This window comes from Streptomyces sp. NPDC002536, from assembly GCF_053594995.1.
The window spans coordinates 19,467-44,123 of the sequence record NZ_JBSFWU010000064.1; the positions used below are offsets into that span (position 1 = coordinate 19,467).

The following is a 24,657-nucleotide window of genomic DNA, read 5'->3' on the forward strand; positions in this document are numbered from 1 at the left end:
CATTGTTGATCAAGCACTCTCGCGGGGCAAGGAGTTTCGCCCTGACGAAAAACAGCAGGTCAGAGGCGGTTTCTGGAAGATGCACCGGGAGAGTGCGGGCGATCCCGTCAGGCCCAGGGCAGCACGGCCCGGACGGTGGTCGGGCCACCGGGCGGACTGGTGAAGGAGAGCTCCCCGTTGAGCGCGGTCGCGCGGTCCATGAGCCCGCGCAGGCCGGATCCCGCCGTCGCGGTGGCGCCGCCGGAGCCGTTGTCCGTGACGGCGACGTCCAGACAGCCGGCCACCCGCTGCATTTCCACGCGCATTTCGGTCGCCGAGGCATGCTTGACCGCGTTCGTCAGCGACTCGGCAATGATGTAGTAGGCCGCCGATTCCACACTGGCGGCCGGCCGTCCCGGCAATTCGCTGTGCACGGTGACCGGGACATGGAATTTCTCGGTCAGCACGGTGACGGCGGCGTCGAGACCGCGATCGCTGAGAATCGGCGGCTGGATCCCCCGGACCAGATCACGGAGTTCGTCGAGCGCCTTGCTGATTTCCTGGTGGGTGTCGTCGAGCAGCCGGTGAAATGCCTGAGGATCGTCGGCCGTCCGGCGTTTCGCGTACGAGAGCCGCATCAGCAGAACGGCCAGCCGGGCCTGTGCCCCGTCGTGCAGATCGCGTTCCAGCCGCCGGTAGTCGGCGTCGTTGACCCGCAGCGCGGCCGAGCGCCGCCGCTCGGCCAGCTCCCGTTCTCTGCGCCGGTCGGCCTCGTCGAACCGGCTCAGCACCCTGCGCACGAGCCGGGCGCGCGCCTTGCCCAGCCAGAAGAGCAGCGCGACCAGCAGGACGAAGACCACCACGGAGCCCACGGCCACCAGCGTGCGCAGCCAGGCCCCTTGGACGACGAAGGTGATGCCGGGGCCGAACGCCAGTTGCTCGGGCCGGCCGAACGGCAGGCTCACCACGAACGCGGCGGTGGGAATCACGAGTGCGAAGAGCGGGACCAGCCAGACGGTCCCGAGCAGCAGCAGGCCGAGATAGCCGAGGTCGTCCCAGCCCGTGTCGCCCACGTCCCGGGCGGCCCCCTCGTCCCCGCGGCGCGGCCGCCACGGCGCGGACACCGGCTCCTGCACCACGGAGGCGGCCAGCAGCCGTTCGAGGTCGGCGACCGCGCGCAGCAGCGGAAGACTGGGCACGAACCACGCCCTCGGGTCGGCCACCCGCTTCCACGCCTCGCGCGCCGTCGGGCGCACGCCCGACCCCGGTTCCGGCGGCGGCCGTTCGGCGCCGTGCGCGACGCAGTGCAGGGCCCGCCGCACCACCGAGGTGGTGGCGTGCACGCCGAGCGTCACCAGCAGCGGTACACCGGTGAGCAGGAAGAGCGTCACCGCCCGCAGCGCCACGGAGACGACGACGAGCGGGACGAGCAGCAGGCCGACCAGGCTGCCGACGGACAGATAGATGAGCCCTGCGGCGATCCGGAACGCGGTCGGCAGGCGGTCGGGTTCGCGCCGCACCGGATCGGCCGCCCGTTCTTCACTGACGTCCACGGCTCAACGGCCGCGCAGATAGTCGAGGACCGCCAGCACGCGCCGGTGGTCCTCACCGGAGCTGGGAATCCTCAACTTGCCCAGAATGGACGTCACATGCTTTTCCACCGCACGCTGCGAGATGTCGAGCCGGCTCGATATCCCGGAATTCGTCAGGCCGGTGGCGATGAGTTCGAGAACCTGTCGCTCGCGTGCGGTGAGCAGATCCGTGGCGCGCTGTTCCCGCGGCCGGCCCACGAACTGCTTGAAGATGTCGGAGTCCAGGACGGTCTCCCCGCGGGACACCCGCTGCAGCGCGGAGAGGAATTCGTCGAAATCCGAGACCCGCTGCTTGAGCAGGTAGCCGACTCCGCCCCGGGCGTACCGGACCAACTCCTCGGCATAGGTCTGCTCGACGTACTGGGACAGGACGAGGACCGCGGTGTCGGGGTTGTTCTCCTGGATACGGCGGGCCGCCCGGATTCCTTCGTCGGTGAAGGTCGGCGGCATCCGCACGTCCATGATCACTACTTGTGGCGTCGACTCCCGGACGACCGCGCATATGTTTTCGGCGTCGCTGAGCGAAGCCACCACGTCGATGCCCTCGTCGGCCAGCAGCCGCTCCATCCCCATGCGCAGGAGCGCAGAATCCTCAGCGATTGCGACGCGCACGGCGACCCCTGCCTGTCAGTGAAGTTCCCGTTCTCAAGACAACGCCTTTGTCATCAGGGTTGCTCAGCATAGGCGGCGGCCGGACGCAAAGACATACATATCCGGCCGCCGGCCCCGGCTACTGACGGGCCGTGACAGCCGCGACGGAACTTTGCCGCAGCAAGCGACGCGTGGCAAACAGCCCCACGGACACGGCCACGGCCAGACAGGCGCAGACGAGGGCGAGAAGCGGTCCCCACGGCACGCTGAGCGGAGCCGCTCCATAGGATATGCGCAGCGCAGCGCGGTAGGCCCAGAGCCCGAGGGCGACGACCGACGCCGAGAGCCCCACGCCGACGAGGGTGGTCGCGAGCGTCTCCCAGAGCGCCATCCGGCGGACCTGCCCCGGGCTGACGCCGAGCATCCGCATCGACGCGACCTCCCGGCCGCGCCTGCTGTAGGACATCACCAGAGTGTTTGCGATGGCGATCAGCGCATAGGCGGACGCGGGGGCGGTCAGCACCAGCAGCACCAGCGTGTTGAGCCGGTCCTGGTCGGTGGCGGAACTTTCGTACCACCGGGCGGCCGGTGTCACCGTGACGCGCTCGCCGCCGACAGCGCGGGAGAGCTCCTCGGCAGCGGCGTCCAGGGCGGAGGGTGCGGCGTCGGAGTCCGCCAGCAGCACCGTCGCCCGCTCGGGGGCCGAGGCCCGGCCGCGCTCCGACTCCGGCAGCAGCAGGTGCGGCACGGCCGCCCCGCCGTCGAGCACCGCCGCGACGCGCGCGGTGACCGGACGGCCGCCGAAGTACCCGTAGGTGACGCGGCTGCCCTCGTGGTACCCGTACCAGTCGGCGAACTCCTTGGAGACCGCCACGGTTTGCGGTGCCAGTGCCTTGAGGTCCCCCTCGACCGCGGTGATCCGGTGGGTGCGGGCCAGCGCCGGGAGGTCGGCCACCGCGGCCTGGTCGCGCCACACCGAGTCCGGGCCCGCCACGGCGAGTTCGACGGGCGCGGGTGCCGACACGGCCCGCACCCGCGGGTCCTTGCGCAGCGCGGCCAGCGCGCCCTCGCCCAGCCCGCGGGACGTCCCGTCAGGGTCAGCGGGCTCGACCACCAACTGCCCCAGCGTGCGGGCCCGCTCGTCCGCGTCCGCGGCCGCACCGGTCGTCGCCATCACCGAGGTGAAGACGCCCACGACGGCGACGATGGCCAGAACGGGCCCCACCAGCGCGGCCGTCCGGCGCCTGGCGGTGCTCACCGCCTCCGCCGCCAGCCGCCCGGACACCGAACCCGACCACTTCAGCGGCGCCATCAGCATCCGCACCAGGCGCGGCAGGTACACCGGCCCCAGCGACGAGGCGGCGAGCGTCAGCGCCATCGACCCGAAGAGCGCCAGCGGCGTCGCCGCCTCGGCCCCCGCGTTCGGGGCCAGCGCGACCATCACCGCACCGGCGACGAGCAGCAGGCTCCCCGTCGTCCACCGCCCGGCCGTCATGGCCTGGGAGTCCAGGTCGGCCTCGCGCAGCGACTCCGTGGGCCCCACCCGGGCGGCCCGCCGGGAGGCGGCCAGCGCGCCCAGCACGGCGATGACCAGCCCGCTGCCCGCGGCGAACAGCAGCGGCCCGCCCGCCGGTCCCGGGTGCAGCACGACCGGCGACAGTCCCGTCCCGTTCAGCGCGTGCACCGCCCACGGCGCGGCCAGGGCGGCCACCACGCATCCCACGGCGGCCGCGGGCACCGCCACCGCCAGGGCCTCGCCCAGCACCATGCGGCGCACCTGCGGGCCGCCGGCCCCGACCAGGCGCAGCAGGCCCATGTCCCGGCGGCGCAGCGCGACGCTGAACGCGAAGGTCCCGGCGATCACGAAGACCGTCACGAACGCGGAGACGACCCCGGCCATGGCCAGGACGCTCTGCACCCCGCCCATGTCCACGTCGCCGCCGTGGAGCGTGTGGCTCGCGCCCGTACCGTCCTTCAGCGTGACGGCGGGGCCGCCGTCACCGGACGGCTCCGCGGCCCAGGTGGCGGCCATGGCCGTCGCGGTCACCCCGATCAGGGCCACGCCCAGCGCCAGCGCGACGAACGTGCCGGCGAACAGCGCCCAGTGATGGCGTACGGAGCGCAGGGAGAGCTGCCACATCGCGGTCACCGCTCCCAGCGGGCGAGGTGGGCGGCGACCTGCTCGGCCGTCGGGTCGTCGATCTTGCCGATGACCTGCCCGTCGACGAGGAAGACCACGCGGTCCGCCCAGGCGGCGGCCGCCGGGTCGTGGGTGACCATCACCACCGTCCGGCCGGCCCGGTCCACGACCTCGCGCAGCAGGCCCATGACCTGACGGCCGGTCGCCGTGTCGAGCGCACCGGTCGGCTCGTCGGCGAAGACGATCTCGGGCTCGGCGACCAGGGTGCGGGCGATCGCCACCCGCTGCTGCTGGCCCCCGGACAGCTCCGCCGGGCGGCGGCGCTCCTTGCCCTCCAGGCCCACCCGGCGCAGCGCCTCCAGCACGACGGCGCGCTTGGGGGCACGGCCGTTCAGCCGCAGCGGCAGCGCGACGTTCTCGTAGGCGGTGAGCATCGGCAGCAGGTTGAACTGCTGGAAGACGAACCCGACCCGGTCCCGCCGGATGCGCGTCAGCTGCCGCTCGTCGCAGGCGCCCAGATCGGTCTCGCCCAGCAGCACCTGGCCGCTGGTCGGCCGGTCGAGCCCGGCGGCGCAGTGCAGCAGCGTCGTCTTGCCGGACCCCGAGGGGCCCATGACCGCGGTCATGGCGCCCTGCGGAAAGCCGAGCGTGACGTCGCGCAGCACCGGCACCGGCCCCGAGGCGGATGCGTAGGTCTTGGACACGGCGACCAACTGGGTGGCCGGGATACGGATTTCGGTGAAGATTGCCATCGGGCGGCGGTTCCTTGTCGGAGCGTCAGGGCGGCGGGCGGCGTGACTGCGGGGCGTCAGGGGCGGGCGGACAGCGGGCGGGGCGGCCGGGAGCCGTGGGCGCCCTCGGGCTCCAGGAGCTCCATGAGGTGCCGGGCCGAGCCGTCCCAGGACCACTCCTGCGCCACCCAGCGGCGTCCGGCACCGCCCATCTCCGCGGCGCGCCCGGGGTCGAGCAGGGTCTCCGTCAGCGCCCCGGCGACGGCCGTCGGGTCGCAGCCGTCCACGACGCGGCCCGTGCGCCCGTCCAGGACGGTGTCCGGGGCACCGCCGGAGTCGCCCACGACGACCGGCAGGCCGCTCGCGGCGGCCTCCAGGAAGACGATGCCGAGGCCCTCGGCCTCCAGGCCCTTCTTGCGGGTGCGGCAGGGCATCGCGAAGACGTCCGCCGCCGCGTAGTAGGCCGGGGTGTCGGCGTGCGAGACCCCGCCCGCGAAGTGCACCGACCCCTCGACGCCGCACTGCCGGGCGAGCCCGCGCAGCCGCCGCTCGTCCGGCCCCTGGCCGACGATGAGCAGTGCCGCCTCGGGCACCTGACGCCTGATCAGCGGCAGCGCCCTGATCAGGGTGTCCTGGCCCTTGCGCTGCACCAGGCGGGAGACGCACACGAGCACGCGCTTGCCGTGCAGCCCGAACCGGTCCCGCACCGCCTGCCCGTCCGCACCGCCGGGCGCGAAGGCGGCGGCGTCGACGCCCGGCACCAGCCGGCTCGTCCGCGCCCGCGGGCCGAGAGCGGGCTCGATGCGGGAGCGGGTGTACTCCCCCAGGTACGTCACCACGTCGACGCCCGCGCCGATCCGCCGCATGAGCTGCCGTGCACCGGGCGTCCTGGCCCACCAGATCTCGTGGCCGTGGGTGGTCGCGACCATCCGCCGCACCCCGGCGCGCCGCAGCGCGGGCGCCATCAGGCCGAGCGGCGCCGCCGCCCCGAACCACACCCGGTCGCAGCCGTGCGCCCGCGCGATCTCGACGGCCCGCCGGGCGGTCCGCCGGGTGGGCAGCAGGGTGCGGGAGCCGTCCCGGACGACGGGGAACCGGAGCGTCGCGTCGTACGCCTGCGCGCCCGGCTCGTCCGAGGTGTAGACGACCACCTCGTCCTCGGGCATCCGCGTGGCCATCGCATGGACGAAGGTCTCTATCCCGCCCTGCCGGGGCGGAAAGTCGTTGGTGATGACGAGAGTGGATCCCATGACTGGCCTCATGTGCCTTTCGGTCGGCGCGGCCGGGCCACGCGTCGGAAACCTGCGGTACGGAAGGAGGCGACGGCAGCGGTGCGCACCCGGCGGGAGGTGCGCCGGCCATGGGGGAAGAGCCGAGATCGGCGGGCCGGCGAACAGGCGGGCGGGCAGTGCCGCGGGGCGGGCCGCGTGCCGGCCAGAGCCGCGGCAGGATCCCCTCCACCACCGGCGAGGGTGGTGGTGACCTTGGCCCCTATGGTGCTACACCGCCTTTTCACCGCTGCACGGGGGCAGCGTTCGTGACGGACGGTCATCGTCCGGCCGCCGACAACACCCGCCCGGCGCCGCGCTGCAGCGGCACGCTCCGCGCAACGGTCCGCGAGCCGTACGCCGCCCGGGGACGCGGTCCGGAGGCCAGCCGCGTCCACACCACCAGCACGACGGGCAGGGCCAGGTACCCGAACCGCCCCGCGGGCGCCAGCAGGAACGCCGCCGTCAGCCCGAGCGCCAGCCGGTCCGCGCAGGCCGCCACCCCGGCCGGGGGCCGGACGACGAGCGAGACCGCCACGGCCACCGCCGCGCCGCCCAGCAGGACCACCGCGGCCAGCCAGCCTGCCGTGCCCAGTCCGGCGAGCAGGTGCCCCGGGAGCGGGCTGCCCGCCGGCGTCGGCACCGCACCCCGGCCCGTGGGGAAGGCCAGCACATGCTCGGCCATCGCACCGGGGGTGAGCAGGGCGCTCGGCACGATCAGCGCGGCCGCACCGGCCCCGGCCACCACCAGGCAGCGCACCGCGGCCCGGCCGCCGTACAGACAGACCAGCGCCGCCAGCGCCACGGGCAGGGCGGGCCAGGCCGTCCACTTGAACGAGCAGGCCAGCGCGAGCGCCACGCCCGCCCCGACGGCCCGGCCGCGCACCGCGAGCGCCAGCGCCAGGCAGCAGACCCCGGTGAGCGGCAGGTCCACGCCGCTGACGCACAGCGGCAGCGCGACGACCGGCGAGGCGACGAGCCAGGTCACCGCGGTCCCGTACGACACCCCGTCCGTCCCGCCGGCGCGGGGGCCACCGGCGGGACGGAGCACTGCGCGCCCGGCGGCGAGGCAGCCCAGGAAGGCCACCGCGCACCACAGCCGGGCGTCCCCGAGGGCCTGGGCGACCGGGGAGCCGTCGCCCAGCACCGCCCGGGGCAGGCCGAGCAGGGCCATCCCGGGCAGGTAGGGGTTGTAGTCGGCGACGCTCTGCGGGTCCGGGGAGTAGGGGCTGCCCGTCCCCAGCAGCTGGGCCGTCGACCGCTCGATGACGCCGACCTCGGCCTGCTGCGCCCCGCTGTGGAGCAGGAACAGCAGCGGCACCGCGACGGCACCGGTCAGGGCGAGCGCCGCCGAGACCGAGCCCGCCCGGCGGCCCGGGAGCCACCACGCGGCCAGCGCCGCGAGGACGTAGCCGACCGCGGCGCACAGTCCCCACGTGCGGTGCGTGGGGAGCGTGGACACGACCGGGAAGGCCCCCGCCCAGACGGCGGCGACCAGCCAGCCCAGGGCCAGGACCGCGCGCCGGTTCCACCGGCGGCGGCCGGCGGCCGACGAGACGGCGGCCGGGAGTTCCACGACTCGGTCCCTCACTCGAAATGCGCTCACCCCGGTATTCCATCTGTTGGCAACACCGCAGGTCACTGGCCTTGTATCGAAGATCCGGGGTCGGGTTTTCCCTACCTCCCCGGCCTTCTGAGCACGGGTTAGGGTCGTGGCGTGGACCCGCGTATCGCCGTGTGGGACGCGGTCAGACGCCGCCCCCTGCGCTTTCTCGTCTCGGCCTGGCCCTGGCGCTGCTGGGCATATCTGCTCAGCGGCGCGGTGCTCGGCGTGCTCACCCTGCTCGTCCTGGCCGTGCTGGTCGTCGCCGGAGTGGGGCTGTCGGTCGTCGGCATCGGCCTGCCCGTCCTGGCGGCGGCCGCGGTCCTCGGCATCCCCGTCGCCGCCGTGGAGCGCCGCCGGCTGCGGCTGATCGGGCCGGACCACGTGCCCGACCCGCACGGCACGCTCACCCGGTCCGGCCCCTGGTTCTGGCTGCGCACCCGCCTGCGCGAGCGCGCGACCTGGCGCGAACTGGGCTACGCCGCCGCCTTCGCCGTCGTCTTCACCGGCACCGGCATCTGCTTCGCCATGCTGCTCGGCCTGTCGGGTCTGCTGCTCGCCGCGCCCGTGATCGTGTGGGCGGTGGCCCCCGACACGGTGATGCTCGTCCCGGGGCAGGCGCTGTCCGGCCCGGTCGCCGCCCTGCCGGGCGCGGCCGCCGGCCTCCTGGGGCTGGCCGTGTGCGCGTACGCGGGAGCCCTGCTGGCCGGCGTGCAGGCACGGACGGCGTGGTTCCTGCTGGCGGCCCGCGACGAGGACCTCGGCAGCCGGGTCGTCGAACTCACCCGCTCCCGGGCCCGGTTGGTGGACGCCTTCCAGGCCGAGCGGCGCCGCATCGAGCGGGACCTGCACGACGGCGCCCAACAGCAGCTGGTCGCCCTCACCATGACGCTGGGCCTGGCCGAAATGGAGCTGCAGGACGGCGACTCCGCGGCGGCCGAACTGGTCCGCCGGGCCCGCGGCGAGGCCCGCCGGGCGCTCGACCAGCTGCGGGACCTCGTCCGCGGCATCCACCCGCAGGTGCTGACCGACCACGGCCTCGCCGCCGCGGTCGACGAACTCGCCCTGCACCACCCCGTTCCCGTCACCGTCGACATCGACCTGCCGCACCGGCTGCCCTCCGCCGTGGAGACGATGGCGTACTTCACCGTCACCGAGGCGCTCACCAACGCCGCGAAGTACAGCGGCGCTTCGCGCATCGCCGTCGTCGGCACCTACGCGAACGACAGGCTCACCCTGCTCGTCACCGACGACGGGCACGGGGGCGCCGACCCCGAGGGCGGCACCGGTCTGCAAGGATTGGCGGACCGCGTAGCGATTCTGAAAGGCAGGCTCGTGCTGTCCAGCCCCGTCGGTGGCCCGACCCAGCTCCGCGTGGAGGTCCCGTGCTCCGCATAGTCCTGGCCGAGGACTCCGTCCTGCTGCGCGCCGGCCTGGTCGAGCTGCTCACCCGCGGCGGGCACGACGTCATCGCCGCCGTCGGTGACGCCGAGGCCCTGGCCCGCGCCGTGGAGGACGACTGCCCCGACATCGTCGTCACCGACGTCCGGATGCCCCCCGGCTTCGCCAACGAGGGCCTCGAAGCCGCCCTGGAGCTGCGTGCCCGGTACCCCGGGCTGGCCGTGCTCGTCCTCTCCCAGTACGTCGCCACCGCCTACGCCACCCAGCTGCTCGGCAGCAGCGGTTCGGGCACGGCCGGGCTCGGCTACCTCCTCAAGGACCGGGTCGGCGAGGTGTCCGAGTTCCTCACCGGGCTGCGCCGCGTGGCGGCCGGCGAGACCGTCATCGACCCGGAGGTGGTCCGGGTCCTGCTCAGCCGGCAGACGGCGGACCGGCCCCTGCAGCGGCTGACCCCCCGCGAGCGGGAGGTCCTCGCGCTCATGGCCGAGGGCCTCAACAACCAGGCGATCGCACAGCGGCTCGTCGTCACCGAGGCCGCGGTGGTCAAGCACGCCAGCAACATCTTCGCCAAGCTCGGCCTCGGCCCCACCGACGGCAACCGCCGCGTCCTCGCCGTCCTCGCCCACCTCCGGGAGGGGGCTTCTTCGTAAGGGGTCCCCGTCCCCGGAAGCGCCCACACGTCACCGCGCGCCCCCCTGATGCGCTCTCGGCGCACGAGCCCGACCGCTCCCACACCGGCACCTCGGGCGCCCGGCCGTTCGCCCTGTGCACACCCGTGACACGAATACACACTGAAAGCCGTAGGCCAGCAGTTCGCGCCAACGGGCGTGTGTGCACGGGGAGATGAGTCCGCCATGCGGATGAGCGAGGGTGAAGTCGCCGGACTGGTCCGGTCGCGGTGGGGGGACCTCCTGGCGGAGATCGGCGCCGGGGCGGCCGACCGGTACGCCGAGGGCGTCCCCGTCCCCAGACAGGCCTTCGCCGCCGCCGGCGCCCTGGGGTTACAGGCCTTCCCGCTGCCCGCCGCCGTGTCCGGCGAGGGCGCCGACGCGGTGACCTGGGGGCGGGCGCTGGAGGAGATCGGGTACCTGTGCGCCGACCCGGCATTCCCGACCGTGGTCAGCATCCACGCGGCCATCGCAAGTCTGCTGTGCGCAACGGGGGACGAGTACCTCGTCGACGCCTACGCGGTGCCGATCAGCCGCGGGGAGTGCCTGCCCGCACTGGCCTTCTCCGAGGGCACCGACCTGCTCTCCCTGCGCACGGAACTCACCCCGGACGGGCCGGACTTCCGGCTCTCCGGCAGGAAGGGCTTCATCACCGGCGGGCTGCTCGCGGACGTCTTCCTCACCTACGCCGCCACCGGACACGGCGACTTGGCAGCCTGCCTGGTGGCGGCGGACGCCGACGGCGTCGAGGTCGAACCGGCCCACGCCACCGGCTTCCGGACGGCGGGCGCGGCGTCGGTGACGTTCAAGGACGTACGGATCCCGACCGGTCACGTCCTCGCCCCGGCCGACGGGCTGAGCCATGCGCAGCAGTACCTCAACGCCCGCCGCATCGTCATCGCGTCGTTCACGACCGGCCAGATACGGAGACTGCTGGAGGACACGGCGGCCCGGCTCCGGGAGAGCGTCCGCTACGGGCAGACGCTCATGGACCTGCCCAACGTGCAGGCGGCCGTCGGCCGGATGTACATCGCCGTCGAGGCCTCCCGCGCCATCGTCCACCGGGCCCTCGCCCGGCTCGATGCGGGGGACGCTGACCCCGTCTTCGACCCGGTGATCTCCGCCGCCAAGCACCACGTCACCGAACAGGCGCTGGCCGCCGTGAACGAGGCGTTCAGAGTCCTGGGCGGGCACGCCTATTTCGGGGACCCCCGCTACGGCATGTTCCTGCGCGAGGTCCACGGACTGCTCGCGGGCGCGGGCACCCAGGACCTCCTGGAAATCAACCTCGGCATGTGTGCTGAGCAGAAAGGCAGGAACCCCACATGATCATCCGATTCAGCGGCATCATGCTGCGCCTGGTGAACTACGAGCGCACCGTACAGGTCGAGGCCGGCACCCTCGGCGCGGCCCTGGACCAACTCGAAGGACGGCACCCGCAGTTACGCCAGGTCCTGCGCGACGCGAACGGGCAGATCCGCCGGAGCCACCAGCTCTTCCTCAACGGCGAACGGGTCGCCGCCCCGGATCTCGGCATGCCGCTGGCGGAGGCCGACCAGGTGGAGTTCCTCACCGCCATCGCGGGAGGCTGACGTGACCGCCGACGCCCGCGACACCACCTTCCGCGAACCCCTGTACCCCACCCGGTTCAGCCCGCTCCAACTCCGGCCGCGGGCCCTCTTCGACCTGGCCGCCAACGGCCTCGCCCGCTGGTTCGCCGAACACCTCACGCCGTTCCCGCACCTCGTGCACAAACACCGCACCGCGGTCGTCGTCCGCACCGCCCGCCTCGACTACACCACCCCCGACCTGCGGTTCGCGGACACCCCCTGGCTCGACGTCCGGGCCCGGCTGGCCACCGACGGCCCGGGCGAGTGGCTCGTACTGACCATGGACTACGAGGCCGGGGGCCGCACCGCCGCCCGGGTCCGCCTCGTCCTGCGCGTGCTCGGCGTCGCCGAACCCGGGACCCTGTCCGCCGAGCCCGGCGCTCTCCCCCCGGACCTCCTCGCGGGATTCACCGCGGCCGAGCGCCTGTCACCGCACACCTTCCGCGAACAGGCCCGCACCCGGCAGCCGTTCGCCCTCGGCCCGGAGCTCCTCGCCCCGCGGGAATGGGAGACCACCCTCCTGCGCAGCCAGTGCGAAGTGGCCGACCAGTGGTCGTTCATCGAGATGATCGAACTCGCGACGACCGCCCGCGAACGCCTCTTCACCACCCCCGGCCCCACCGTGCTCCCCGCCGTCCGCGCCCCGATCCGCAGCCTCGTCGCCTTCTTCCGGCGCCCCATGTTCGTCTTCGACACCTGCCGCACCGTCACCCACACCCACCACACACCCCAGCCGGGCAGGACCGTCTTCCGGCACGACATCGCCCACGCGGACCCGTCCCGGACGGCGGCGGCCACTCTGCGGGTGTGGGAACTGCTCGACGCGGGGTGAGGCGGGGCACGCACCGCCGGCCCGGCGCCTGTCCGTGCAGGTCGGCGCCGGGCCGGCGGTTCACAGGGGCGGGGGTGTATCCGCGGGTGCGGACAAGGTCGTGGGTGAGCCGGGCGAAGGCGCGGGAGGCGGAGCTTTGGTAGGCGCCTTCACGGTGCAGGAGGGTGACGGTGCGGGTTGGCAGGGGCGGTTCGAGGGGGACGGGGGCGTCGATGTGGCCGCGGGTCGCGAAGTCTCCGCTGAGCAGGGCCAGTTGCTCGTCCTTGAGAGCCCGCACCGGTAGGGGTTCCGGTCGTGTCCGGGAGTGGTGGGTGCCGGTGACGAGGCCGAGGGTCTCGGTGAACAGCGGGGCCGGTGTGATGCCGGGAAGGTGGGTCCCGGTGAAGGCGATGCCGAGCGATCACGGCAACGCATGGCTCGCGGTCGGCCGGGCCATGGCCGAGGCCGAGCGCCGTGCCGCCCTGTGGGGTGAATCCGCCCGCGCCTACAGCCGACAGGGCCGCCTCGCCGAGGGCTACCAGGCTCTGCGCATCGCCGGGAGCTGCGCGGCCCAGGACATCCGCCGTCCGGGAACTGGTCGCCGACATGGCCGCCCGAGACCGCCGCAGAGAAGCGCTGGCCGACGCGCGGCAATTGTGGCCGACGGGGTGATAAATCACGCCCGCAATGGACTTTCCCCTGCTCTGCTCCCCCGCCGTACGGTCGACACCACACTGGACCGAGGGGAGAACGGATAACCATGTCCGTAACCGTGCGTATACCGACCATCCTGCGCAGCTACACGGCAGGCGCAGTCGAGGTGACTGCGTCCGGCACCACCGTGGCGGAGGTCCTCACGTCCCTGGAAGACCGATTCCCGGGGATCCGCGACCGGGTCACCGACGAGGCCGGCGAGATCCGTCGGTTCGTCAACGTCTACGTGGGCGACGAGGACATCCGCTTCGCCGACGGTGTCCGTACCGATGTCGCGGCAGGGGCGGTCATGTCGGTCATCCCGGCTGTGGCCGGGGGCCAGGAGACCGCGCTGCTGCCGTGTCGGTGAACGGTGCGTAGGGCATCGGGGGATATCGGGGGAAACATGACGGGGGCTGAATCGATGGGAAAGCTGGCAATGGTGGGGGACCGGCAATGGGTGCCCCTGGTGACCGGCGGAGAAGTCCGCCGACTCGATCTGGACTACGCTGCGACCGCGCCGTGCGCCACGCGTGTGCGCGCTGCGGTGGACGAAATACTGCCCTGGTACGGCAGTGTGCACCGGGGGGACGGCTTCCCCTCCACTGTCTGTACGGAACTGCAGGAAGCCTGCCGGGAATCGGTGCGCGCCTTCACCGGCGCCCGGCCCGATGACACGGTGATCTTCACCCGCAACACCACCGACTCGCTCAACCTGCTGGCCCACGCCCTGCCGGAGGAGTGCGAGGTGTTCGGTTTCGCCACCGAGCACCACGCCAATCTCCTGCCGTGGGAGCGGCGCACCGTGCACCGGCTGCCGGTACCCGACAGCCCGGAGCATGCCCTGGCGCTCCTGGACGCGGCGCTGGCCGCAGCGACGCGGAGCGGCGGCCGGGCCGGCGGCTCCCGCCTGGTGGCCATCGCCGGGGCCTCCAACGTGACCGGTGAGCTGTGGCCGGTCGCCGAACTCGCCCGTGTGGCACGCCGATACGGCGCACGGACCGTGGTGGACGCCGCACAGCTTGCGCCGCACCGGCCAGTGGACATGTCCGGCTGGGACGTCGACTATGTGGCCTTCTCCGGGCACAAGCTCTATGCCCCATACGGCGCCGGCGTGCTGGTCGGCCGCTCCGACTGGTTGGACAGCGCGGCTCCCTACCTCGCGGGCGGCGGGGCCACCCGGCACGTCGATCTGCCGACGGTGGCCTGGGCGCCTTCCCCCCAGCGGCACGAGGCCGGATCGCCGAACTTCCTGGGCAACTACGCGCTGGCGACGGCGTGCGAGCTGCTGTACGACCCGCTCCGCTCCGGTCTCGTCGAAGAGGAGCAGCGGCTCACCGCTCTGCTGGAGCGGGAGCTCGCCCGCATTCCCGGCCTGCACCTCTACCGCATGTGGGACGAACGGCATCCGAAGGTCGGTACCGTGACGTTCAGTGTGCAGGGGTGGGAGCCCGGCCTGTTGTCGGCGGCACTGTCCGCGGAATACGGCATCGCCGTACGCACCGGGCGTTTTTGCGCCCACCCGCTGGTCAAGCACCTTCTGGGCAACAGCCATGGCAGCGGCAGCGCGCTCCGGGCCAGTATCGGTGCCGGGATCACCGAGCAGAGCATCAGCGATTTCGCCTGGGCGCTGGCCCGTCTCGTCGAACGCGGCCCCGCATGGACCTACCGGGCGGACGGGGAGCGGTTCGTGCCGGACCCCGACCCCCGGCCGATGCCGACGCTGAACCACGGTGCGCAGGTGCGGCTGCGGGCCGTGGAACGGCGGGCGGAGGCGCCTCGCGTCCCCGTCGGGGCGGGCTGCGGCGGCTGAGAGACAGGCGGCGGGCAGCCACGTAAGAGGGGGGGGCCGGGCGGGCCGGCGGCCGGGAGGCATGCCGCGCCCGGCACCGTGCTCGCCCTCCGCGGTCGGCTGGCCCGCCCGCCTGCCGTGCCGGGGACGGTTATCCCGCGCGCCCCTTCAGGCCCTGGGTGAACGTGCCCATCGGGTCGGTGATCGTGCGCAGGACGTGGGGCTTGGCGCGGCAGACCTGCCGGACCGCCTTGGCGAAGGCCACCACTGCCGGATTCATGGCATTTTGCGGCCAGGCGAGCGCGACGGTGCTGGGGCTCACGCCCTCCACCGGTACGTAGACGATGCCGGAGCGCGGGTAGAAGCGGGCGGCGGCGGCCGGTGTGATGCTGATGGCCCGGCCGGCCGCGACCGCCTGCAACTCGTCGTCCGCACTGGAGACCTCGACCAGCCGCGGCATGTCCAGCCGCCGCCGGTACTCGGCACACATCCAGTAGTCCGCCCAGATCCGGTCGGGACTGCGACGCAGGACGAAGGGCTCGTCGAGCAGTTCGGCGATATGGACGTGCGGCCGGGTCGCGAAACGGTGGCGATGCGGCAGCGCCGCGACCCGGGGCTCCGCGAACAGCGGCTCCATGTTCAGGTCGCGGGCCTGGAACGGCGGGCGTACGAACGCCGCATCGACCTCTTGGGTGTTGACGCCGGCTGAGGGGTCGTCCCAGTCATAGCGGCACATTTCGACTTCCACGCCGGGACATCGACCCTCGAACACCTCAAGTATCAGGGGCGTCAGCTCCAACGCCCCCACACCCTGGAACCCGACCTTGAGTCTGGCTCTTATGCTGCTCGCGGCCTCACGGGCCTGGCGCAACGCCTCTTCGTGGTGGCGCAGGGCGTGTTCGGCCTCTGCGACGAATCTCTTGCCGGCCTCCGTCAGCTCCACGCGTCGAGTGGTCCGGTGGAAGAGCGCGACGCCGAGCTCCGCCTCCATCTCCTTGATCCGGGCCGAGAGCGCCGACTGGGCGACGTGCAGGCGCTGGGCGGCGCGGGTGAAACTGAGCTCTTCGGCGACGGCTATGGCATAACGGAAGTGACGCAGTTCGATGTTCATGGGTCCACCACAGGTGAGGAAGGGAAGGTCGGCCGCCCAGGGACGGGCGGCCGACTTCAGCAGTCCCTTTTTCCAGGTGGAAAGATTCGTTGCCACCAGATCCCCCTACAGCTCAAGCGACGCCCACACTGTAAACCACCCCTGAAATCAGGCAATGGTTGAACTTTGCAGTACAGAAAGGACGTTGCTCGACGGACCGGAGGGTCCGGAAGGGCCGTCTACGCGGCGCTCACCGCTCGAAGGCGAGCCCCAGCCCGGCAAGCGCCTCCTGGGCATACCGGCCCTCGACCGTCGCCTCCACGTCGAACGCCCAATAGGCGGTGGGCGGAAAGCCGATCAGCGCCGGCGCGCGGCCGGGCAGCGGCTGGGCCGCGGCCTCCCGCGACTCCCACAGGAGCATCGCCCCCCAACGGTTGGCGGCCCTGTCGGAGAGCCAGGTCTTCAGACGCAGCCCCGGTACCTCTGCGAAGGCGTTCACGGCCTCGTCGCGAAGATAGGCGCGCAGCGAATCGATGGTCTGGGACGACTCGGCCAGATCCCACCAGGCGATGACGAGGTGCATGGTTCACCTCACCCTTTCGATCGGGGGAAGCCGCAGCGAGTCCCCTTCCAGGAGTTCTCCCGCGCCGTCGCGCAACCGCAGTGCGAGCGGCGCGCAGGCGCCCGGTACGCCCTCGCCGGGGACGCCGGGCGGCGGTGCCCAGGCGCCGAGGGTCGGCTGCACGACCGACTCCCGGCTCTCCAGGTAGCAGATCATGTTGATCGGCCAGCCGGTGTTGGCGAACATGTGGCGGTCCATCGGCGTCGGCTGCTCACTGATCCGCAGCCCACGCTCGTTTTCGGGGCCGATCCGGTGCCAGTCGGGGTGCAGATGGACGGAGCCGACGATGTCCAGACCGTCACGCTGCGCCTCCCGGTCGATGCGCAGGAGGTCCCGCGCATCGCACCAGTAGCCGCGACGCTTGTTGCGGTACGCGGCGCCGAAGCAGGGCACGATATTGGCCGCGAATTCCGCCTCCGCGGCAAGGTCGGACGCCCTTACGTTCCGCGCGAACTCAAGCCGGTTGATATGAGCGATATCGCCGAACAATGAACCGACGAGTACGGCGAAAAAGCCCGGCGGATCCTGCGGAGTGCAGCTCAGATATTCCTCGGTGCACAGCTCCAGGAATTTATCCAGCGCGCGTAAATCCATGAGCACCGTACGCGTACGGGTGCCCTCCATAGCAAGGAGGGCACCCCCGGCCCGATCGTTTTCGGGCAGGAGTTGAGACATGCGGAAATTCCCCCGTTTCGGTGTTGATTCAGCTGATGGGCCCCGATCGCGGCGCCGCCGGCTTCATCAGCGGTCCGGCCAGCCTGGTCAGGGCCGGGAAGACGACATAGGTGGCGAGCGGCGCGATGACCGCGACGATGATCAGGACGCGGACCGGGAGGGCAAGGGCGGCCAGGTACTTCCCGAAGGCCAGCTGGAAGATCGTCAGCATCGGGTAGATGCCGACGAAGGTGAGTATGGTCTGCTTCCAGCGCGGCGGGCGCCCGGGCGGTGTCGGGCGGGCCGGTTCCGCACGATGCCGCGAGATCTGCTGATCTTCCTGCTTGGTCGTCACGAATGCTCCCAGGTATTCCATGTGGCGGATGCTCTCCCTACGGACTGCGGAAAGCACCAAGCCGAATCGACGAATCGACGATAATCGCGCCGCACGCCGGAAGAGAAAGACCAATTGCGGGCCGATTTATCGCAGCACCGTGCATAGTTGGCCGTCATTCCCGATGCCACGACTCTAGGTCGGGCTCTCGGGCGCAGTAAAAGACCGGAACAGGATGGATTAATTACCGGACGGGTACGAATCGGCGCCCGGTGCGCATGCGTCGCCCCCTGCCGTACGCCACACACGCGCGCGGCCCACCTCGCCGGGGGCGATCCCGGCCCGCTCCACCGCCGCCTGGAACCACTGCACGTACTCCATGCGCCAAGAGCTGCGGCCCCGTGAGGGCGGCGGCAGGCAGCCCTTCTCGCGCGGCGGGTACACCAGCCTCAAGGTGGCCCAGGCCGACCTCGACCACATACGCGCCCTCCTTGGGCTCGCCGACACCGACGGCCCCGAGGGTACGGAGCCGATTGCCGCGATGCTGACGCAAGTCGGCATCGAGAAGGCTCCGTTGCCGGACGCCGAAGAGATGAGGCGCCGCCTCGAGTCCGGCCAGGATCTCATCAGGAGGCTCACCGTCGGCGAATGGCTCGATCAGTGGCACGCGGGCAGGCGCATGCGCACGGCCATCTCCGGCGCGCACTTCGACTCCTGGAGCAGAGTGCCCAACGGCGGGCCGTGATCGCCGAGTTGGCGACCGCCCCTTGGAGGAGGCAGGGAAACCGCAGCCTCCGCAAGGCGATGAAGGCAGCGATCGATGCGATGCCGCCCGCCGCGTCACCGGCCCCGCCACACGCCTGCACATCAAGGCGACTCTGCGGGCCTCGCAGACGGGCGAGAAGCCGTTGCCACAGGCCTCGTCTTCACCCAGGAGGACGGCTCCTGGCTGCATCCCGGCAAGGTGACCGACCTCTTCGTTCCCCTCCAGCGCAAGTCCGAGGCGAAGAAGGCATGCAAGGCCGCCAGGAAGGCGAAGGACAAAGCGAAAGCCCAGGCCCAGGAGAAGGCCAAGCGGAAGAAGTCCGAGAAGCAGGGCACCGAGCCGCTCCGCTCACGCATCGCTCACGCAAGCCATCCACGGAACCCCGACCGTGTGACGCGCCATGCCCCGAGCAACACAAAACCCCAGGTCAGCGGCTATCTGACCTGGGGTTTCTCGGAGCCGCCTTCGGGATTCGAACCCGAGACCTACGCATTACGAGTGCGTTGCTCTGGCCAACTGAGCTAAGGCGGCAAGCTGACGCAACCAGAGGTCGTCATCAGCAACGCGCCCAAGTCTACACAGTCTCCGGGGGTGCTCCGACCACGGTGGTCCGGAGGGGGTTGGCCGGTCAGGAGCAGCGCCGGGAGGCGGGCGGCGGGGTGGTGGTGAGGAGGTAGTCGTTCACCGCGGTGTCGATGCAGGTGCTGCCGCGGGTGTAGGCGGTGTGGCCGTCGCCGTCGTAGGTCAGCAGGCGGCCCGAGGACAGCTGGGACGCCAGGGAGCGGGCCCAGGGGTAGGGGGTGGCCGGGTCGCGGGTGGTGCCGATGACGAGGATGGGGGCGGCGCCCCGGGCCGGGATGCGGTGGGGGGTGCCGGTCGAGTGGACGGGCCAGTAGGCGCAGCTCAGGGAGCCCCAGGCGAAGCTCTCGCCGAAGGCCGGGGAGGCCTTCTCGAACTCCGGGAGGGCGCGGCGGACGGCCGAGGGGCTGCGGTAGGCCGGGGGCAGGTCGAGGCAGTTCACGGCCGAGTTCGCCGCCATGAGGTTGGCGTAGTGGCCGTGCTGGTCGCGCTCGTAGTAGATGTCCGACAGCTTGAGCAGCAGGGCCCCGTCGCCGGTCTGGGCGTCCCGCAGGGCCTTGCGCAGCACCGGCCAGGCGGCCTCGTCGTACATGGCGGCGATCACGCCGGTGGTGGCGAGGCTCTCGGTGAGCTGCCGGGAGGTGCCGGTGGCGAGGGGGTGGTGATCGAGGTCACGGAAGAAGCGTTTGAGGGTGTTGCCCGCGTCGGTGACGTTGTCGGAGCCGAGCGGGCACTCCTCGTGGGCGGAGCAGTCCTTCGCGAAGGAGGCGAAGGCGGTCTGGAAGCCGGTTGTCTGGTCGCGGTTGACCTGCTCGGCGTCGAGGGAGGGGTCGAGCGCCCCGTCGAGCACGAGCCGGCCGACGCGGGACGGGTAGAGCCCGGCGTAGGTGGCACCGAGGAAGGTGCCGTAGGAGGCGCCGATGTAGTGCACCTTCTCGTCGCCGAGGGCGGCGCGGAAGATGTCCATGTCGCGGGCGGCGTCGATGGTCGAGACGTGCGGGAGGATCCGGGCCGAACGGGCCGCGCAGCCGTGGGAGAACTTCTTGTAGGACGCGACCAGTTGCCGGACCTCGGTGTCGTTGTCCGGGGTCTGGTCGACCTGGGCGTAGGCGTCCATCTCCGCGTCGGTGAGGCAGGAGACGGGCTCGCTGCCGGCCACGCCGCGCGGGTCCATGGCGACGATGTCGTACCGGGCGCGGACGGCGGCGGGGTAGCCGCCGCCCGCGTACTGCTGGAGGAAGCCGACGGCCGAGCCGCCGGGGCCCCCGGGGTTGACCATCAGCGAGCCGAGGCGCTGGCCGGGCCCGGTGGCCCGCTTGCGGGCAACCGCGAGGCGGACGTCGCCGCCGGAGCGCGCCCTGCCGTAGTCCAGCGGGGCCTTGAGGGTGGCGCATTCGAAGCCCGCACCCTTGGCGCCGGTGCAGGCGTGCCAGGAGGGCTTCTGTCCGTAATAGCGCCGCAGGGCCGCGGGCACCCGCGCGGGCAGCGGGGCCAGCAGGGGCGCGGCCGCGGGGATGCCCGAGAGGACGGGGCGCTGCGCCCCCGCGGCGGGGTCCGGCGGCAGGCCCGCGGAGCGGCCGTCGCCCTCGCCCTGCGGTCTCACCGTGGCCTGGGCCGCGACGCCGGAGAGCAGCAGGGCCGCGGCCGCGATCAGGGTGCCGGAGGTGCGGAGGAGACGGCTGGTGTCCATCGGCTGGTCCCTCTGTGTGGAGACAGGTGGGCGTAAGGCATATGTAGGACATGCGGACATGCGTAGGACTACGCGCGCATACGGAGCGTATCCGGACGGATACCGGACTTGGCCAGCCTTGAAGCTCACACGGCCTCGTACGAGTGAGGAATCACCCAACCTGCGGTGTGCCCACTCCTCCTCGTACTACTCACCCGCCCCTCGGGCACCGGGGTCAACCGGCCCGCAGCGCCACCGTCATCGCCTCGACCGCCAGCAGCGGGGCCACGTTCCGGTCGAGCGCGCGGCGGCAGTCCAGGATCGCCTCGATGCGGCGCAACGTCCCCTCCGGGCCCGAGGCGCGGGCGATCCGCTCCAGGGAATCGCGCGCCTCGGCGTTGGCGAGCTCCGTCCGCGAACCCAGCTGTATCGCAAGGACGTCGCGGTAGAACCCGGTCAGGTCGGTGAGGGCGAGGTCCAGGCTGTCGCGCTGGGTGCGCGTCGCGCGGCGCTTCTGACGGTCCTGCAGCTCCTTCATCGCGCCCGCGGTGCCGCGCGGAAGACGGCCGCCGGTGCCGGCCGCGGCACCCAGCGCGGCGCGCAGCTCCTCGGTCTCCTTCGTGTCGACCTCCTCGGCCACCTGCTTGGCGTCCTCGGCCGCCGCGTCGATCAGCTCCTGCGCCGCCTTGAGGCAGCCGCCCATGTCGTCGACGCGGAGCGGCAGCCGGAGAACGGCCTCGCGGCGGGCGCGGGCGCGCTCGTCGGTGGCCAGGCGGCGGGCCCGGCCGATGTGCCCCTGCGTGGCGCGGGCCGCCTGGGCGGCGAGCGCGGGGTCGATGCCGTCGCGGCGGGCCAGCAGGTCGGCGACCGCCGCCACGGGCGGCGTGCGCAGCGTGAGGGAGCGGCAGCGGGAGCGGATCGTCGGCAGCACGTCCTCCAGGGACGGCGCGCACAGCAGCCAGACCGTCCGCGGGGCGGGCTCCTCCACGGCCTTCAGCAGGACGTTGCCCGCGCCCTCGGTGAGCCGGTCGGCGTCCTCCAGCACGATCACCTGCCAGCGGCCGCCGGCGGGCGACAGCTGGGCGCGGCGCACGAGGTCGCGCGTCTCCTTCACGCCGATGGACAGCAGGTCCGTACGGACGATCTCGACATCGGCGTGCGTCCCCACGAGGGTGGTGTGGCAGCCCTCGCAGAAGCCGCAGCCCGGCGCGCCGCCCAGCGCGCGATCCGGGCTGACGCACTGCAGCGCGGCCGCGAACGCGCGGGCGGCGGTGGCCCGCCCGGAACCGGGCGGGCCCGTGAACAGCCACGCGTGCGTCATCTTCGAGGCGGCCGGAGAGGGCGCCCCCTCCACCGCCGTGACCAGCGCGTCCGCATCGCGCGCGGCAGCGGCGAGCTGCTCCGTCACCCGGTCCTGGCCGACCAGGTCGTCCCACACCGCCATGGCTTCCTCCGCGCTGTCGTCCTGCGGCTTCCCATTGTGGGACACGGCACTGACAACGCGGGGTCGCCGGCCGTCACGGAGCGTCAGCGACGGCCGCGGCGACGCCCGTCGTCGTCCTTCTCGTCCCGCTTCTTGTCCCGCTTCCCGTCCCGCGGGCCGAGCAGGTCGTCCGCAAGGGAACGGCCGTCCGCCCACTCCGGCCGACGGCGCGACGGCCGGCCGGACTGCTGCCCGTCGGCATCGACCGGCGGCAGCTCGCGCGTGCGCTCGCCGTCCGGGTCCATGGCCGGGGCGGCGGGCTCGCGCCGCTCCTCGTCCTCCGGCCGGAACAGCCAGGACGGCACGCGATCGGCCGGGTCCTCCGGCCGCTCGGGCATCTTCCGGGGGGCGGGCGCCTCGGCAGGGGTCTCGGGCGTCTGCTGCATGCCCCAGGTGACGCGCTGCTGCTGCACCGGCGGGGCCACCACGGGGGGCACCGGCGGCAAAACGGCGGTCTCGTCCTCGGCGGCGGAGAGCGCGGTGTGCGGGTCGTGCTTGTGCACGACGGGCGCCTGGACGGTCTCGGCGTCACGCGGCCCGGACGGGGCGGGCGTCTCGACGGTCGGCGCATCACCCGTCGGTGCGTCACCCGCCGTGGGGAGCACCCGGGTCTCGTCCGCGTCGGGAGCGGCGGTCCGGGTCTCCACGGTGGGCGCGTCGACGGCACCGCCCGGCGCCGGCGTCTCCACCGTCACCGCGTCCCCGGACGGCACGCGCAGCTGCCGCGTCTCGTCCGCATCGCGCACCTCACTCGCACCAGGCACCGGCGTCTCGACGGTCGGCGCATCAACGGCCACGGGGGCCGCGGGGGCCGCGGGGGCCGCGGGGGCCGCGGGCTTCTGCAGGGACGGCACGTCGCCCACAGGCGCGTCCGTGTCGGCGACCGCCCCGGCCTCCTCCGCCAGCCGCGCGCGCTCCGCGCGCAGCAGCGCCTCCTCGGCCCTGCGCTGCTTCTCCAGGCGACGCTCCTCGGCCTCGGCGCGCAGCCTGGCCTCCTCCGCCGCCTGCTTGCGCAGGCGCTCCTGCTCCGCGGCATGGGCGCGCTCCTCCGCCTCGCGGCGCTTGCGCTCCTCCTCCGCCTTGCGGGCGGCCTCCGCGGCCAGGCGCTCGGCCTCGCGCCGCTCCGCCTCCTCGCGCTCGCGGCGCAGCCGCTCCTCCGCCTCGGCGCGCTGCTTCGCGAGCTGCTCCTGGCGCTCGCGCTCCAGCCGCTCCTCCTCGGCCTTGCGGGCGGCTTCCTCCGCCTTGCGCCGGGCCTCCTCCTCGGCCTTGCGCCGTGCCTCCTCCTCGGCCGCCTTCCGCGCCTCCTCCTGGGCCTTGACCTCGGCTTCGGAGAGCGGGAGCAGCCGGTCGAGCCGGTGCCGCACGACCGTGGTGACGGACTCCGGCTCCTGGCCCGCGTCCACGACGAGGTAGCGCGCGGGGTCGGCGGCGGCCAGGGTCAGGAACCCGGTCCGGACGCGCCGGTGGAACTCCGCCGGCTCGGACTCCAGCCGGTCGGGCGCCTCGGTGAAACGTTCGCGCGCGGTCTCGGGCGAGACGTCGAGCAGCACCGTCAGGTTCGGGACGAGGCCGTCCGTGGCCCAGCGCGAGATCCGGGCGATCTCGGTGGGCGCGAGGTCGCGCCCGGCGCCCTGGTACGCCACCGACGAGTCGATGTAGCGGTCGGAGATGACGACCGCGCCGCGCTCCAGCGCCGGACGGACGACGGAGGCGACGTGCTCGGCGCGGTCGGCTGCGTACAGCAGGGCCTCGGCCCGGTCGGACAGACCGGCCGACGCGACGTCGAGCAGGATCGCCCGCAGCCGCTTGCCGACGGCCGTCGCACCCGGCTCGCGCGTGACGACGACCTCGTGGCCCTTGGCACGGATCCAGTCGGCGATGGCCTGGACCTGGGTGGACTTGCCCGCGCCGTCACCGCCCTCGAAGGCGATGAAGAAACCGGTGCTCGCCGGAGCCTGCTCGGGGTCGCCGCCCCGCAGCACCTCCATCAGGTCGCGCCGGAACGGTACGCCGTGCCGGTCGTCGGTCTTGCCGAGGACGACGGCGGCGACCGGCAGCAGCAGGGCGCCCACGAGCATCAGCGTGAACGCCGCGCCGCCGTGCGCGAAGACGAAGCTGCCGCGCTCGATGCGGTGCGGCCCGATGACGGCGGCCAGCAGCGGCGCCGCGACGGCGCCCACGGCGACGGCGACGCGGACGACCGCGTGCAGGTGCTCGGTCGTCCGGGCCCTGCGGTCCTCCTCGGTCTCCTGGTCGAGCTGGGCGTGCCCGGTGCTCGCGACGATGCCCGCGCAGAACCCCGCGAACAGCAGGAGCAGCAGCACGGTCGTCGGGTCCGGCACCAGGCCGGCCGCCAGCAGCGCCACGCCCATCAGGGCCAGCGCGAGCACCAGCAGCCTGCGCCGGGAGAAGCCGGGCAGGATGCGCCGTGCGGAGCGGATCCCGAGGACGGGCCCGCCGCTGAGCGCGAGGACGAGCAGCCCGAAGCCCACCGGGCCGCCGCCGAGGTCGGCCGCCTGGAGCGCGGCGACGCCGACGGCCGCGGCCGCGCCTGCCCCTTACGGGGCGCGGCAGCACCATA

19 protein-coding genes, 1 tRNA gene and 4 pseudogenes are annotated in these 24,657 nt (G+C 73.0%); 9 read left to right on the top strand and 15 right to left on the bottom strand.

The window, feature by feature from the left end; all coding sequences use genetic code 11:
* Positions 1–107: 107 nt before the first annotated feature.
* The 6 genes from ACWD4B_RS22710 to ACWD4B_RS22735 form a co-directional block, all read right to left on the bottom strand.
* Positions 108–1,532, bottom strand: coding sequence for a sensor histidine kinase (locus tag ACWD4B_RS22710; RefSeq protein WP_451422446.1), 1,425 nt, complete (start codon positions 1,530–1,532; stop codon positions 108–110).
* 3 nt (positions 1,533–1,535) lie between these two features.
* On the bottom strand, positions 1,536–2,183 hold the full coding sequence (locus ACWD4B_RS22715) for a response regulator transcription factor (RefSeq protein WP_451422447.1): 648 nt from the start codon (positions 2,181–2,183) through the stop codon (positions 1,536–1,538).
* 118 nt (positions 2,184–2,301) lie between these two features.
* On the bottom strand, positions 2,302–4,302 hold the full coding sequence (locus ACWD4B_RS22720; RefSeq protein ID WP_451422463.1) for an FtsX-like permease family protein: 2,001 nt from the start codon (positions 4,300–4,302) through the stop codon (positions 2,302–2,304).
* 5 nt (positions 4,303–4,307) lie between these two features.
* Positions 4,308–5,054: an ABC transporter ATP-binding protein gene (locus ACWD4B_RS22725; protein ID WP_451422448.1), complete on the bottom strand. Its 747-nt coding sequence runs from the start codon at positions 5,052–5,054 to the stop codon at positions 4,308–4,310.
* Positions 5,055–5,110: 56 nt separating this feature from the next.
* Positions 5,111–6,283 (bottom strand): glycosyltransferase family 4 protein, encoded by a 1,173-nt coding sequence (locus tag ACWD4B_RS22730; RefSeq protein WP_451422449.1) that lies wholly within the window; start codon positions 6,281–6,283, stop codon positions 5,111–5,113.
* 298 nt (positions 6,284–6,581) lie between these two features.
* Complete coding sequence (locus tag ACWD4B_RS22735; protein ID WP_451422450.1) at positions 6,582–7,877, bottom strand: glycosyltransferase 87 family protein; 1,296 nt, start codon at positions 7,875–7,877, stop codon at positions 6,582–6,584.
* 141 nt (positions 7,878–8,018) lie between these two features.
* Between ACWD4B_RS22735 and ACWD4B_RS22740 the strand changes: the two genes are divergently transcribed.
* The 5 genes from ACWD4B_RS22740 (at position 8,019) to ACWD4B_RS22760 (ending at position 12,415) form a co-directional block, all read left to right on the top strand.
* On the top strand, positions 8,019–9,302 hold the full coding sequence (locus ACWD4B_RS22740) for a sensor histidine kinase (RefSeq protein ID WP_451422451.1): 1,284 nt from the start codon (positions 8,019–8,021) through the stop codon (positions 9,300–9,302).
* On the top strand, positions 9,290–9,955 hold the full coding sequence (locus ACWD4B_RS22745; RefSeq protein ID WP_451422452.1) for a LuxR C-terminal-related transcriptional regulator: 666 nt from the start codon (positions 9,290–9,292) through the stop codon (positions 9,953–9,955). Before ACWD4B_RS22740 ends, ACWD4B_RS22745 begins: the two co-directional genes overlap by 13 nt.
* Before the next feature lie 210 nt (positions 9,956–10,165).
* On the top strand, positions 10,166–11,302 hold the full coding sequence (locus ACWD4B_RS22750) for an acyl-CoA dehydrogenase family protein (protein WP_451422453.1): 1,137 nt from the start codon (positions 10,166–10,168) through the stop codon (positions 11,300–11,302).
* The gene (locus ACWD4B_RS22755; protein ID WP_451422454.1) at positions 11,299–11,565 is read left to right on the top strand and encodes a MoaD/ThiS family protein; all 267 of its coding nucleotides are present in this window, start codon (positions 11,299–11,301) and stop codon (positions 11,563–11,565) included. Before ACWD4B_RS22750 ends, ACWD4B_RS22755 begins: the two co-directional genes overlap by 4 nt.
* Before the next feature lies 1 nt (position 11,566).
* Positions 11,567–12,415, top strand: coding sequence for a hypothetical protein (locus ACWD4B_RS22760; protein WP_451422455.1), 849 nt, complete (start codon positions 11,567–11,569; stop codon positions 12,413–12,415).
* Between the two features lie 64 nt (positions 12,416–12,479).
* Here ACWD4B_RS22760 and ACWD4B_RS22765 read toward each other — a convergent pair.
* Positions 12,480–12,812: pseudogene (locus ACWD4B_RS22765) on the bottom strand (transcriptional regulator CynR); the annotation flags it as partial.
* A gap of 49 nt (positions 12,813–12,861) precedes the next feature.
* Here ACWD4B_RS22765 and ACWD4B_RS22770 point away from each other — a divergent pair.
* The 3 genes and pseudogenes from ACWD4B_RS22770 to ACWD4B_RS22780 all read left to right on the top strand — a co-directional run.
* Positions 12,862–13,066 (top strand): annotated as a pseudogene (locus ACWD4B_RS22770) (hypothetical protein); the annotation flags it as partial.
* Between the two features lie 88 nt (positions 13,067–13,154).
* The gene (locus ACWD4B_RS22775; protein ID WP_451422456.1) at positions 13,155–13,457 is read left to right on the top strand and encodes a MoaD/ThiS family protein; all 303 of its coding nucleotides are present in this window, start codon (positions 13,155–13,157) and stop codon (positions 13,455–13,457) included.
* A 54-nt stretch (positions 13,458–13,511) separates the two neighbouring features.
* Positions 13,512–14,900, top strand: coding sequence for an aminotransferase class V-fold PLP-dependent enzyme (locus ACWD4B_RS22780; RefSeq protein WP_451422457.1), 1,389 nt, complete (start codon positions 13,512–13,514; stop codon positions 14,898–14,900).
* 130 nt (positions 14,901–15,030) lie between these two features.
* Here the strand turns inward: ACWD4B_RS22780 and ACWD4B_RS22785 are convergent, their stop codons facing one another.
* The 4 genes from ACWD4B_RS22785 to ACWD4B_RS22800 all read right to left on the bottom strand — a co-directional run bounded on the left by ACWD4B_RS22785 (position 15,031) and on the right by ACWD4B_RS22800 (position 17,600).
* The gene (locus ACWD4B_RS22785) at positions 15,031–15,990 is read right to left on the bottom strand and encodes a LysR family transcriptional regulator (protein WP_451422458.1); all 960 of its coding nucleotides are present in this window, start codon (positions 15,988–15,990) and stop codon (positions 15,031–15,033) included.
* 229 nt (positions 15,991–16,219) lie between these two features.
* Positions 16,220–16,552 (bottom strand): hypothetical protein, encoded by a 333-nt coding sequence (locus tag ACWD4B_RS22790; protein WP_451422459.1) that lies wholly within the window; start codon positions 16,550–16,552, stop codon positions 16,220–16,222.
* A gap of 3 nt (positions 16,553–16,555) precedes the next feature.
* Entirely contained in the window at positions 16,556–17,215 is a 660-nt protein-coding gene (locus ACWD4B_RS22795) for a hypothetical protein (protein ID WP_451422460.1), read from the bottom strand.
* Between the two features lie 79 nt (positions 17,216–17,294).
* Positions 17,295–17,600 (bottom strand): hypothetical protein, encoded by a 306-nt coding sequence (locus ACWD4B_RS22800; protein ID WP_451422461.1) that lies wholly within the window; start codon positions 17,598–17,600, stop codon positions 17,295–17,297.
* Between the two features lie 358 nt (positions 17,601–17,958).
* Between ACWD4B_RS22800 and ACWD4B_RS22805 the strand changes: the two are divergent.
* A pseudogene (locus ACWD4B_RS22805) lies at positions 17,959–18,469 on the top strand (site-specific integrase); the annotation flags it as partial.
* Positions 18,470–18,802: 333 nt separating this feature from the next.
* On the opposite strand, the gene ACWD4B_RS22810 reads toward ACWD4B_RS22805, so the two are convergent.
* From ACWD4B_RS22810 to tmk, 4 genes and pseudogenes are all read right to left on the bottom strand, one after another.
* Positions 18,803–18,876: transfer RNA gene (locus tag ACWD4B_RS22810), tRNA-Thr, on the bottom strand.
* 97 nt (positions 18,877–18,973) lie between these two features.
* Complete coding sequence (locus ACWD4B_RS22815; RefSeq protein WP_451422462.1) at positions 18,974–20,614, bottom strand: alpha/beta hydrolase; 1,641 nt, start codon at positions 20,612–20,614, stop codon at positions 18,974–18,976.
* A 214-nt stretch (positions 20,615–20,828) separates the two neighbouring features.
* Entirely contained in the window at positions 20,829–22,037 is a 1,209-nt protein-coding gene (locus ACWD4B_RS22820; protein ID WP_414170743.1) for a DNA polymerase III subunit delta', read from the bottom strand.
* An 83-nt stretch (positions 22,038–22,120) separates the two neighbouring features.
* Positions 22,121–24,631: pseudogene (gene tmk / locus ACWD4B_RS22825) on the bottom strand (dTMP kinase); the annotation flags it as partial.
* Between the last annotated feature and the right edge of the window lie 26 nt (positions 24,632–24,657).